Genomic DNA, 11,919 nt, shown 5'->3' with positions numbered 1-11,919 from the left:
AGAGGAACATGGGGAAACCAACTGGATTTATGGAGATCAAACGAGAAAAACCTGCTGAGCGGGACCCTCTCACTCGCTTAAAGGATTGGAAAGAATATTCTGCTCCTTTTTCAGAAGAAGCATCGAAACGCCAGGGGGCGCGGTGTATGGATTGCGGTACACCGTTTTGCCAGATCGGTGCGGACATTAACGGATTTACATCCGGCTGTCCGATTTACAACTTAATTCCTGAATGGAATGATCTTGTCTACCGGGGCAGATGGAAAGAAGCATTGGAACGTCTGTTGAAAACAAACAACTTTCCTGAATTCACAGGGCGGGTATGTCCTGCCCCTTGTGAAGGGTCATGCACTTTAGCGATTTCAGACCCGGCCGTTTCAATTAAAAATATCGAGCGAACCATTATCGACAAAGGATTTGAGAACGGCTGGATTCAACCCAGAATTCCTAAAAAACGAACAGGCAAAAAAGTGGCCATTGTCGGGTCAGGCCCAGCCGGACTGGCGAGTGCTGACCAGCTGAACCAAGCGGGACATTCCGTCACTGTTTTTGAACGAGCAGACAGAGCGGGCGGCCTTTTAACATACGGCATTCCAAACATGAAGCTTGAGAAGGGCATTGTAGAACGCCGAATTAAATTACTGACGCAAGAAGGAATTGATTTTGTCACGAACACAGAAATCGGTGTTGACATAACAGCGGATGAGTTAAAGGAGCAATTTGATGCTGTGATCCTGTGCACAGGCGCTCAAAAGCAGCGGGACCTCTTAATTGAAGGGCGCGACTCAAAAGGAGTCCATTACGCGATGGATTACCTAACGCTCGCAACGAAAAGCTATTTAGATTCTAATTTTAAAGACAAGCAATTCATTGACGCCAAAGGGAAAGATGTCATCGTTATCGGAGGCGGAGATACAGGAGCTGACTGTGTAGCTACTGCTCTGCGACAAAAAGCCAAAAGCGTGCATCAATTCGGCAAACACCCAAAACTTCCGCCAGCCCGCACGAATGACAATATGTGGCCTGAACAGCCGCACGTCTTTACGCTTGAATATGCGTATGAAGAAGCGGAAGCAAAATTTGGAAGAGATCCGAGGGAATACTCCATTCAAACGAAAAAAATGGTCGCGGATAAAAATGGCCAGCTGAAGGAGCTCCATACCATCCAAATGGAAAAAGTGAAAAATGAGCATGGAAAATACGAGTTCCGCGAGCTGCCTGGAACTGAAAAAGTATGGCCTGCTCAGCTTGTCTTTATCGCTATCGGCTTTGAAGGCACAGAACAGCCGCTGTTGAAACAGTTCGGTGTGGATTCTGTAAACAACAAAATCAGTGCAACATATGGGGATTATCAAACAAATATCGATGGCGTATTCGCCGCAGGGGATGCAAGAAGAGGCCAAAGCTTAATCGTATGGGCGATTAATGAAGGCCGTGAAGTAGCGCGTGAAGTGGATCGGTATTTGATGGGGAGTTCAGTTCTTCCGTAAATAAAGGGGATTATCATATAAAAAAAGACACCGGTCTGGTTGCCAGCCGGTTTCTTTTTTTAATCCATTACGACCCCAATGTTTCCAAACTGCCTGCCTTCCTGCATTCTTTTATATGCATCACATGTTTTTTCTAAAGGATATGTGCGGTCGATTACAGGTCTCAGCTTATGTTTTTCAATGAAAGCGAGCATATCGCGAAATTCCTCACCGCTTCCCATCGAGGTTCCCAAAACATTGATCTGCGGAAAGAATAGAGAACGCACCGGAAAACTGAGATCGTCTCCTGAGCTTGCCCCAAAGCTGACAATGCGGCCATTCGGCTTTACATGACGGAAGTATTCCGAAAAGAGGGCAGGGCCTATGCTGTCAAGAACAACATCAGCCTTTTTTCCCTGCATCTGTTCATCCCAATTGCTATAACTGTCAAATGCGTAATCAGCACCTAATTGCAGCGCCCTTTTTCTTTTCTCCTCACTGCGGGAGGTCACGCTTACTGTTGCCCCAATCGCCTTCGCCATCAATAAAGCGTAGGTTGCAACTCCGCTTCCGATGCCGGGTATCAATAGATGCTCGTCTTTTTTCAATTGTCCCTTCGTAAACAGGGCCCGATATGCAGTTAAAGCGGATAAAGGTAAAACGCCCGCTTCTTCCCAAGATAAATAAGGAGGTTTTTTGATTGCATTTTGTGAAGGAATGATCACATATTCAGCAAGTGTTCCGTCAGAAGGACCTCCCAGAATCTCAGGTACAGGTGGAACATTCTCTGTCAATTCCCAGTTTAATGTCGGGAAAATGATGACTTCTGTTTCAACAGTCACATTTTTCACGCCTTCACCAATCTCTTCAATGAGACCGGCGCCGTCAGAACCGAGTATCACGTGAGGATCTTGTTCAGATTTGTTTTTCATGAGAAACAGGTCACGATGATTCAGCCCCGCAGATTTTAATTTTACCTTTACCTCGCCATATCCAGGCTTTTTCGCAGGGACGTTTTGAAATAATAATCCTTGCAGTCCGGTTGTTCCATTGTGAATTACAGCTTTCATGTTGTCTTCCTCCTCATTGAATTGTATTTTCATATCTTTACATATTTTACTTAGCCGTTTTCTTCGAGTAAAATGAACAAATATGATAGCCGATATCACTTTTAATCATAGCAAGTAGGTGAGAGCCCGTGGAAAGCGGAGATTTAAAGATTTTTCAGGCTGTGGCCCGTGAAGGAAGCATAACGAAAGCAGCGCAAATGCTGAATTATGTTCAATCGAATGTGACAGCCAGAATACATAACCTTGAGGAAGATTTGAATATCAGGCTTTTTCATCGAACGAATCGCGGGATGAAGCTGACTGCTGCGGGAGAAAATCTTTTGCAATATGCTGATCAAGTATTATTGCTGTTAGACGAAGCTGAAAAATCGACACAGATGAGCCGGCATCCGAAAGGGCCGTTGCGGATCGGCTCACTAGAAACGACGGCGGTAACGCATCTGCCCGAACATGCCGCCTCCTTCCTCAGACGTTTTCCTGATGTGGATTTATCGGTGAACACAGCTGATACGCATCATCTGATTCAACAGGTTCTTGATCATAAAGCTGATGGCGCTTTTGTATATGGACCGGTTGAACACACTGCTGTCAGACAAATCCATGTTTCCCATGATGAATTAGTTTTGATTTCATCACGAGAAGGGACGGCCAAGGATATGCTCCAACAGCCGATGCTCTTTTTTGGAGCAGGCTGTTCTCATCGTGACAGGGTCAAAAGATTACTGGAGGAAGCAGGCATACCCAACCAAAAAATCATAGAGTTTGGCACATTGGAGGCGATTATAAAAGGAGTTTCCGCCGGGATGGGTACGGCGCTTCTCCCAAGGTCCGCTATTGATTGCTCCGAGCATCGAACGAATGTATGGATTCATCAGCTGCCAGCAGCATATCAAGACGTAGAGATCGTATTTATATACAGGAAAGACTTTTTTATTACGAGTGCGTTCCAGACATTTCTTGATGAGATACACGAAATGAAAAGATGAAGATAGACGTGTTAGATTTCTGGTCTGATACACTGCATTGGCAGAATAAAACCGTTTATCAGTTTTTATTTTAAAGATGGGCATAAAAAAACTGTACTCATTTGAAGCGAGTACAGTTTTTTCTTTTTATTTGCGTTTTAAATTAATGCCGATCGCTGCGCCGTTTCTGCTTGAATCAGCTACGCCTTTAAAGGTGCCGTTTTCATGGTCGATCGATATGCTTTGCACGTTTCCGATATCCACCGGACTTGTGCCAAATTTGTGGCCCATGCCGTTCAGCTTGCTGAGGACATCTTTAGGAACTCCGTCTTCGTAACGGTAAGAGCTCATGCTGTTTGTGTAAATTCTTGGCTCTTCAACAGCCGCTTTTAATTCCATACCATATTCTATATGGTAGAGAATGGTTTGCAAAACGGATGAAATAATTGTGGCCCCGCCAGGAGATCCAACAGTGAGGACAGGCTTGTCATCCTTAAATAAAATCGTCGGGGTCATGCTGCTTAAAGGCCGTTTGTTTGGCTGTACTTCATTAGCTCCGCCTGGTATCGCATCAAAATCCGTTAATTCATTGTTTAAAATAACACCGTAATCAGGGACCATAATACCCGTTCCGAATAGCTGTTCGATTGTTGTTGTATAGGAAACAACATTTCCCCATCGATCAGCAACTGTAAAGTGGGTTGTTTGGCCTTCTACTTTATCTTTCGGCTGTTCGACTTGTTTATAGTTTGCTGATCCTTCTTGGTATTTCCAAGGATCACCGGCTTTCGGTTTTTTATTCACTTGATCTAGGTTGATTAATTGCTGGCGTTCTTTAATATAATCGGGGTGAAGCAGGCCTTTGAGAGGAACATTTACAAATTCGGGATCACCAGCGTATGACGCACGGTCGGCATAAGACAAATGCATCGTTTCGGCAAGCAGCTGATATTTCTCCCATGAGCGGACATCGTATTGTGAAAGGTTAAAGTCATCAAGTATTTTCAGCATTTGCAATAAGAAAATACCACCGGAGCTTGGAGGAGGAGTAGTGGCGATTTGATAGCCTTGATAGTCTCCCCAAATCGGTTCATCAATCGTAATGTCGTAATTTTCTAAATCTTCTTTCGTCATTGATCCGCCAAAATCCTGGACAGTGTCAGAAAGCGCCTTGGCGAATTTTCCTTTATAAAAAGCGTCAGTGCCTTTGGAGCGAATAAGTTTAAACGTTTTGGCCAAATCTTTTTGAATAAGGGTATCGCCTTCTTTCAGCGGCTCGCCATTTGGCAAAAATACATCTTTTGCGGCTGTCTGTGACAGTTTTTCCTGGTAATTAGAAATGGCATCTGCCAACACTGAATCAATCGGGAAGCCTTTGTCAGCGAGTTTAATAGAAGGGGTAATTAATTGCTTCATTGAACGGGTTCCCCATTTATCCAAGGCTTCTTCCAGCCCTTTCAGCGTGCCTGGAACACCAACGGCAGTACCTTTTGTCACACGTTCAGAGAAAGGAATGGCTTTGCCGTTTTCATCCAAAAACATGTCAGGGGTTGCGCCTGCTGGTGCACGCTCACGGCTGTCGATTATCGTTGTATCCTTCGTTTTTCCGTCATACACCATCATAAAACCGCCGCCGCCAACGCCTGACATCATCGGCTCCGTTACATTGAGTGCGAATTGAATAGCGACCGCTGCATCAATGGCATTTCCTCCTTTTTTCAGCACATCAGCACCGATTTCAGAAGCGAGAGGATGTGCGGTCGCAACCATGCCGTCTTTTCCGACATCTACTTGTTTGTACTCATCGTAGCTTTTGGGCGGTTTTTTAGCTTCCGCGTGAAAAGGGACACTTCCAGCGACTAACAGAACACTAAGCAGAGCTGTTAAACAGACGTTCCACGTTCTTTTCATGTTCTCCCTCCTATATGAAGCTGTATTGTTACAATCTTAGCGTAAAAAAATTACAGCGTTTTCACAAGTGACAAATGGTATATTATATAGTACATAAAGCCGTTTTTCTGTGCAAAATTGATTATATTGATATGAGCCATGTGCTATATTAGAATCAGCATACGGATGAAGAAGGGACTGCTATATGTATTTAACGATTGAAGAAACAGCAGAATATACAAATCTTTCAGAGGATTATATTAAAAGCTTGGTGCTCGAAGGAAAAATCAGGGCCGTTCATGACGGGGAGCAATTTTTGATTTATAAGGAGCAGTTCAAAACGCATCTCGAACAGCTGGAGAATTACAAAGCACTTGTGCAGGAAATATTAAATGAACCAATCCCGGAAGATATTGATGTAAAGGATGAAGATTAGGACACAATTTGAAATTGTGTCTTTTTTTGTATGTTTTTTGCAGAAACGCTGAAAAATCAGGAACGTCAGATTTCGTTTTAAGAGGCTTTTTGATCATAACTAGGGGGATAAGTATCTGAGAGATTAAAAGCTTTATAAGAGGATCTAAAGGCCATTAAAAAGGAAGGGGGTTTATATAAACTTACTCACACGCTTATGTAACACTATGTATATTATGTTACATAAATACCGTCACGCTTTGACATTCAAGGTTTTTCAGCTATAATAGTAACATAAGCCTCAAAACGTTACATAACGGTTTTTAAGGAGTTTTTTGATGCATATTGTACAGCCGATTCGCAGTCTAGAGAAAATCCAAGAAGTCAAACAGTATTTGCTTAACAAAAACAAGCGGGATTATTTTCTGTTTATTTTCGGCATCAACAGCGCGCTCCGCATTTCTGATATTCTGCCGCTGCAAGTGAAGGACGTTAAACATAAAGATCATTTATGGGCGACTGAAAGCAAAACGAAAAAGAAAAGAAAGATTCTTATTTTAGAGTCACTGAAACAGGAAATTTACGAGTATACGAAAGATATGAAGGAAAACGACTATCTTTTTAAATCTGTGCGGACCAGAAAGCCGATTTCCCGCATTCAGGCCTACAGAATTTTAAGAGAGGCCGCTGCGGCGTGCGGACTTGAGGAGATAGGGACACATACACTCCGGAAAACGTTTGGCTATCATTTTTATCAGCGGACAAAAGACATCGCCGAGCTGCAGAGAATATTGAATCATTCATCACCCTCAATTACAATGCGGTATATCGGTATTGATGAAGATACGACAAGAGCCGCGTATAAGGTTTTTGGAGGGCTTTAATACAAATCGCTTGAAAATATTGATTATCAGAGCTACTATATAAATACCAAAAGCTCTAGTAGCACAGCGGATAGTGCAGCAGTTTCCTAAACTGCAGGTCGGGAGTTCGAATCTCTCCTAGAGCGTTATTTTCACAGAAAGACAACAGGCACTTTTCGCCTGTTGTCTTTCTTTTTTCACAAGTAAAAAACGCCCGCTTATGCAGGGCGTTTTTCTTATATAACTGCGTCAAATTGATTAACTTTCCACTTTTTATTTTCTTTCACATATGTCACTTTCCGTTTTGCAGAAGGGGATCCGTCTAAAGTAGGAACGGTAAATTCGTAAGTGATTGTGCTGCCTTTTTTAGAGATCAGTTTAGCGGTTGATTTTTTCCAATTTAAAAGGTTGTCTCCGTCACCGATCGGAACAGCGAGTTTTCCTTTTGAAACAGTGAAATGATAATCTTTAAAGCCTTTTTCGATTGCTGTTTTTGTAAAAATAGGAGTTAGGTAATTCACCGCTTTTGCTTTAGTGCCTAGATCACTGCACATGTATACATATTGAAGATTTTGATACTCAAATGTGCCGGACGGGCAAACTGCTTTTTTCACCTTTGGATTGTGGCCGCTCATTGTGTTCCAAAAATGTTCTCTTGCGGATAACGCCAGCTGCAGTGCTTGTTTTTGTGATAAATCGCCTGATGTATTTTTCGCAAATGCATTTGTGCTTAATGACAGAATAAGTGCAATGGTTGTTAGAAATAGAAGACATTTTTTCATTATCGCTCTCTCCTTCAAAATCTCTTTCTCTTATGTTACAAATGTTACAATAATTACGTACAGATTACAATAGTTTTGCATAAATTATTTTTTATTCTTTTACTCGCAAAAAATACGCCATTACTTGCTAGTTTATTCTTCATAAGCTAAAAAGATGTGTAAAATGAGAAGAATCGGGAAGGGTTTCATATATACAGTGATGAATAATAACATGTTGCATCTCCTGTTTTTGTCAAAAAATGAGGGCATGTTCAAAACGAATTCAAATAAAGGAGTCCTTCAATATGGAAACATCACAAGAACCTCATGTAACTCAAGAGAAAAGCAAACCATCAGTCTGGCGGTCTATGTCACTCTTTTTGGTGCCTCTTCTGCTGAGCAATGTGCTGCAATCAGTCGGCCAGCTTGTCGGGATGATGGCTGTAGGCAGATGGCTCGGTGTTGACGCAGTGGCAGCTGTATCATCCTTTTTCCCGTTATTTTTTCTTTTAATCTCATTTACGATTGGGATTGGTTCAGGAAGCTCGATTCTGATCGGACAAGCCTATGGGGCGAAAAATGAAGAACGGCTAAAGGCTGTTGTCGGGACGACGCTCACGTTTACATTTTTATTAGGCGTTGTGTTAGCCGTCATCGGCAGTATATTCACCCTGGATATCCTTCGTTTAATGGGCACGCCTGAAAATGTCATTCATGTCAGCGCTAACTATGCACGTATTTTATTTTACGCTATGCCGTTTATGTTTTTATATTTTGCATATACTACCTTTTTGCGGGGAACAGGAGATTCCAAGACACCGTTTTATACACTGATTGTGAGTACGGTTATCAACATCTCCCTTTTGCCTGTCTTAATCCTTGGCATGTTTGGTCTTCCGAAACTGGGCATATACGGCTCGGCATATGCAACTGTCATTTCCACGATTGCGACTTTTCTTGTGTTAATGGTGTATTTACGAAAACGAAAACACCCGCTGCAATTTGATAAAACAGTGCGGCGTTATTTGAAAATGGATAAGGAGCTGCTGGCTCTCCTGCTGCGTCTTGGGATTCCAGCAAGCATCAATATGATTCTTGTCTCATTATCAGAGATAGCGGTTATTTCATTCGTCAATCATTACGGCTCTAATGCAACAGCTGCATACGGAGTGGTCAACCAGGTGGCCAGCTATGTACAAATGCCGGCCGTCAGCCTTGGTATCGCGGTTTCTATTTTCGCTGCGCAATCGATTGGCGCGAACGAATTTGACCGCTTAAAGCAGGTCATTCGCGTGGGGATTTGGCTGAATTATATCATTGGCGGCGTACTGATCATTTTGATCTATGTTTTTTCACATCAGATTTTAGCGTTATTTTTAACCGAGCAAGAGACGCTTTACATTGCGCACCGTCTATTGATGATTACATTGTGGAGCTATTTGCTGTTTGGAAATGCCCAAATTATTTCCGCAACGATGCGGGCAAGCGGAACGGTTTTATGGCCGACCGTTATCAGTATATTTTCGATCTGGGGAGTTGAGGTGCCTGTCGCCTTCGTCCTTTCTCACTACACAAAGCTTGAAATACTCGGCGTCTGGGTTGGCTATCCGGCTGCATTTGCCGTCAGCCTGCTGTTGATTTATGGGTATTATCAATTCGTGTGGAAAAAGAAACAGATCACACGTCTCATCCAATAGTCTCCCGAATCACACCGTTCATGAGTTTGAACGGTGTTTTTTATTTGATAGGGGAAACATAAAATGGAGGAAATATGGCACAGTACATTGAATTCTTATACTAGCAATGAATCAAGGAGAGGTTGAGTATACATGGCAAACTTTATTGAAAACATCACGTATTTGGGAACGCCAGCCATCAAAGCGGGCAACGAACTTCTAGAAATGATTGTTGTCCCCGAGTGGGGGAGCAACGTCATTTCACTCGTGGACAAAACAACAAAAGTCCAGCTTTTGCGTGAACCGGAAACAGCAGAAAGTTTTCACGATACACCAACATTGTATGGCATTCCAATCCTGTTTCCGCCTAACCGCATAAGTGACGGTACATTCAGTTTCCGGGACAGAACGTATCATTTTGATATCAACGAGAAGGATAAACACAACCATCTTCACGGGTTTCTTTACCATGAAAAGTGGAATGTCGTGACCACGAAGCAAACTGATGAAGAAGTGATTGTTGAAACAGAAATTGATCTTTCTGAGCTCCCACATGTGCATAAGCAATTTCCTCATCATGCCGTCGTTCGGATGACATACACGATCAAGGGGAATACCCTATTTAAACATGCGACGGTCATGAACAAAGGAAAGGAAGCGTTTCCTTGGGGAATTGGTTATCATACTACATTTGTATTTCCGGCAGAAAGCTCGTTATTCTCCCTGACAGCAGATCAGCAATGGGAATTGGATGAACGCTTGCTGCCGACCGGGAAACTGATGGATGTACCGTATAAAGAAGCTTTGCATGAAGGAATAGATTTGCGCCACAAGCAGCTGGATGATGTCTTTTTATCTTCTTATCAGAAGAGAGGCGGAGAAAATCAGGCAGTCATTTATCATCAGCATGCACATATAAGCATTATTTATAAGGCAGATGCACAGTTTAAACAATGGGTTGTATACAATGCGGACGGAAAACAAGGGTATTTGTGCCCTGAACCTTACACATGGGTAACAAACGCCGTGAACCTTGATTTACCTTCATCACTCACGGGTTTACAAGTGCTGGATCCGGGAGAAGAAACGACAGCCAAAAGCAGTATCACCATTGAACTGAATCATCAATAGCCAATGATGAAGCGCAGAGAGGCGGGGAAATGAATGAAAAAAAGCATAAAGGTTTATGTTGCTGTTTTACTGCTTTTCGTCGTTGCTTCGGTTCCTTATATGCATCAGGCTGCGCTTGCCGCTGAAAAACAAGGTGCACTTTCCGGGCAGATTGATAAGATTTTAGCTGATCATCCTGCACTCGAAGGCGCAATGGCCGGCATCACCGTTCGCTCCGCGGAAACAGGTGCTGTTCTATATGAACATTCAGGAGACACCCGAATGAGGCCCGCCTCTTCTCTAAAGCTTTTGACAGCGGCCGCGGCACTTTCTGTCCTTGGCGAGAACTATTCTTTTACAACCGAGGTCCGGACGGACGGCGTACTGAAAGGGAAAAGGCTGAATGGTAACCTTTATTTGAAAGGGAAAGGAGATCCGACACTTTTACCATCTGATTTTGACAAAATGGCTGAGAAATTAAAAGAATCCGGCGTAAAAGTAATTAAAGGCAATCTGATCGGTGATGATACGTGGTATGATGACATGCGATTATCACCTGATATGCCTTGGAGCGATGAATACACATATTACGGTGCGCCAATCTCCGCTCTAACAGCGTCTCCGAATGAAGACTATGATGCAGGCACTGTGATTGTTGAGGTCACACCAAATAAAAAAGAAGGAGAAAAGCCTGCTGTTTCTGTCTCTCCGAAAACCGATTATATAACGATTAAGAATGATGCCGAAACGACAGAGGCCGGCTCAAAGAAAGACCTCACGATCGAAAGAGAGCATGGAACAAACACGATTACAATTGAAGGGAGCGTGCCGGTTGACGCAAACAAGACAAAGGAATGGATTTCTGTCTGGGAGCCTGCCGGATATGCCTTAGATTTATTTAAGCAGGCACTTAAAAAACAAGGGATTACTGTGAAAGGGGACGTCAAAACGGGTGCAGCACCTGGTTCTTCAGACGTGCTGCTCGCTCATCGCTCAATGCCTTTATCGAAACTCTTTGTGCCGTTCATGAAATTAAGTAATAACGGACATGCCGAAGTACTCGTAAAAGAGATGGGGAAAGTGAAAAAAGGAGAGGGAAGCTGGGAGAAGGGGCTCGAAGTGTTAAACAGTACGCTTCCGGAATTTGGTGTTGATTCCAAATCACTCATCTTAAGGGATGGATCAGGAATCTCACATATTGATGCTGTATCCTCAGATCAACTCTCACAGCTGTTATACGACATTCAAGATCAGAGTTGGTTCTCGGCTTATCTAAATTCTTTACCTGTTGCAGGCAATCCTGACAGAATGGTAGGCGGAACGCTGAGAAACCGCATGAAAGATACTCCTGCACAAGGAAAAGTAAGAGCAAAAACCGGATCGCTAAGTACGGTCAGCTCTCTATCTGGTTACGCAGAAACAAAGAGCGGAAAAAAGCTTGTTTTCTCTATTCTGCTAAACGGATTGATTGATGAAGAGGATGGAAAAGATATTGAGGATCAAATTGCTGTCGTTTTAGCAAATCAATAATGGTATCAGGCCTGTTTTCCAAGAGAAAACAGGTTTTTTTATGTCTGTAACAACGCCCTGTCGAACCTTAGAAGAATTATCACAAAAGCAAATTAGTTTGATCAAAAAATAGTGTGTAAGACCTTACGTGAAACCATACTTTTATCACTTTATATCCGAAAATTAGATAAA

Annotated in this window: 10 protein-coding genes and 1 tRNA gene; 8 read left to right on the top strand and 3 right to left on the bottom strand. The window is 42.8% G+C overall.

What is annotated here, in order from left to right; translation table 11 throughout:
- The first annotated feature begins 8 nt into the window (after window positions 1-8).
- A complete protein-coding gene (gene gltD, locus JQX68_RS10280) occupies window positions 9-1,490 on the top strand; it encodes a glutamate synthase small subunit (protein WP_069149677.1) in 1,482 nt (493 codons plus the stop codon).
- A gap of 59 nt (window positions 1,491-1,549) precedes the next feature.
- On the opposite strand, the gene JQX68_RS10275 is transcribed toward gltD, so the two are convergent.
- The gene (locus tag JQX68_RS10275) at window positions 1,550-2,539 is read right to left on the bottom strand and encodes a zinc-binding dehydrogenase (protein WP_069149676.1); all 990 of its coding nucleotides are present in this window, start codon (window positions 2,537-2,539) and stop codon (window positions 1,550-1,552) included.
- Between the two features lie 128 nt (window positions 2,540-2,667).
- On the opposite strand from JQX68_RS10275, the gene yofA reads away from it, so the two are divergent.
- Complete coding sequence (gene yofA / locus JQX68_RS10270) at window positions 2,668-3,525, top strand: LysR family transcriptional regulator YofA (protein ID WP_205440285.1); 858 nt, start codon at window positions 2,668-2,670, stop codon at window positions 3,523-3,525.
- 126 nt (window positions 3,526-3,651) lie between these two features.
- Here the strand turns inward: yofA and ggt are convergent, their stop codons facing one another.
- Window positions 3,652-5,415, bottom strand: a complete 1,764-nt coding sequence (gene ggt / locus JQX68_RS10265; protein ID WP_205440284.1) for a gamma-glutamyltransferase — start codon at window positions 5,413-5,415, stop codon at window positions 3,652-3,654.
- 184 nt (window positions 5,416-5,599) lie between these two features.
- On the opposite strand from ggt, the gene JQX68_RS10260 reads away from it, so the two are divergent.
- The 3 genes from JQX68_RS10260 to JQX68_RS10250 all read left to right on the top strand — a co-directional run bounded on the left by JQX68_RS10260 (window position 5,600) and on the right by JQX68_RS10250 (window position 6,817).
- Window positions 5,600-5,830, top strand: a complete 231-nt coding sequence (locus JQX68_RS10260) for an excisionase family DNA-binding protein (RefSeq protein WP_003231472.1) — start codon at window positions 5,600-5,602, stop codon at window positions 5,828-5,830.
- 316 nt (window positions 5,831-6,146) lie between these two features.
- Window positions 6,147-6,692: a site-specific integrase gene (locus tag JQX68_RS10255; protein WP_147771967.1), complete on the top strand. Its 546-nt coding sequence runs from the start codon at window positions 6,147-6,149 to the stop codon at window positions 6,690-6,692.
- A 52-nt stretch (window positions 6,693-6,744) separates the two neighbouring features.
- Window positions 6,745-6,817: transfer RNA gene (locus JQX68_RS10250), tRNA-Arg, on the top strand.
- A gap of 90 nt (window positions 6,818-6,907) precedes the next feature.
- Here JQX68_RS10250 and iseA read toward each other — a convergent pair.
- Window positions 6,908-7,453, bottom strand: coding sequence for a DL-endopeptidase inhibitor IseA (iseA, locus tag JQX68_RS10245; protein WP_014664171.1), 546 nt, complete (start codon window positions 7,451-7,453; stop codon window positions 6,908-6,910).
- A 284-nt stretch (window positions 7,454-7,737) separates the two neighbouring features.
- Here iseA and JQX68_RS10240 point away from each other — a divergent pair, with 284 nt between their 5' ends.
- The 3 genes from JQX68_RS10240 to dacB all read left to right on the top strand — a co-directional run bounded on the left by JQX68_RS10240 (window position 7,738) and on the right by dacB (window position 11,748).
- A complete protein-coding gene (locus JQX68_RS10240; protein WP_014664169.1) occupies window positions 7,738-9,129 on the top strand; it encodes an MATE family efflux transporter in 1,392 nt (463 codons plus the stop codon).
- A gap of 132 nt (window positions 9,130-9,261) precedes the next feature.
- Window positions 9,262-10,239 (top strand): aldose 1-epimerase, encoded by a 978-nt coding sequence (galM, locus tag JQX68_RS10235; RefSeq protein WP_147771966.1) that lies wholly within the window; start codon window positions 9,262-9,264, stop codon window positions 10,237-10,239.
- 33 nt (window positions 10,240-10,272) lie between these two features.
- Window positions 10,273-11,748, top strand: a complete 1,476-nt coding sequence (gene dacB / locus JQX68_RS10230) for a D-alanyl-D-alanine carboxypeptidase/D-alanyl-D-alanine endopeptidase (protein ID WP_147771965.1) — start codon at window positions 10,273-10,275, stop codon at window positions 11,746-11,748.
- The last annotated feature ends 171 nt before the right edge of the window (window positions 11,749-11,919 follow it).

The sequence above is a fragment of the Bacillus sp. LJBS06 genome (assembly GCF_016924995.1).
GTDB lineage: Bacteria > Bacillota > Bacilli > Bacillales > Bacillaceae > Bacillus > Bacillus stercoris.
Note: the sequence above shows the minus strand (reverse complement) of the source record. Positions and strands in the feature narration are given on the sequence as shown.

What these genes read in the sequence shown, in the direction of transcription:
- gltD (WP_069149677.1), top strand. Translation starts at nt 9, where the DNA reads ATGGGGAAACCAACTGGATTTATGGAGATCAAACGAGAAAAACCTGCT.
- JQX68_RS10275 (WP_069149676.1), bottom strand. Translation starts at nt 2,539, where the DNA reads ATGAAAGCTGTAATTCACAATGGAACAACCGGACTGCAAGGATTATTA.
- ggt (WP_205440284.1), bottom strand. Translation starts at nt 5,415, where the DNA reads ATGAAAAGAACGTGGAACGTCTGTTTAACAGCTCTGCTTAGTGTTCTG.
- JQX68_RS10260 (WP_003231472.1), top strand. Translation starts at nt 5,600, where the DNA reads ATGTATTTAACGATTGAAGAAACAGCAGAATATACAAATCTTTCAGAG.
- JQX68_RS10255 (WP_147771967.1), top strand. Translation starts at nt 6,147, where the DNA reads ATGCATATTGTACAGCCGATTCGCAGTCTAGAGAAAATCCAAGAAGTC.
- iseA (WP_014664171.1), bottom strand. Translation starts at nt 7,453, where the DNA reads ATGAAAAAATGTCTTCTATTTCTAACAACCATTGCACTTATTCTGTCA.
- JQX68_RS10240 (WP_014664169.1), top strand. Translation starts at nt 7,738, where the DNA reads ATGGAAACATCACAAGAACCTCATGTAACTCAAGAGAAAAGCAAACCA.
- galM (WP_147771966.1), top strand. Translation starts at nt 9,262, where the DNA reads ATGGCAAACTTTATTGAAAACATCACGTATTTGGGAACGCCAGCCATC.
- dacB (WP_147771965.1), top strand. Translation starts at nt 10,273, where the DNA reads ATGAAAAAAAGCATAAAGGTTTATGTTGCTGTTTTACTGCTTTTCGTC.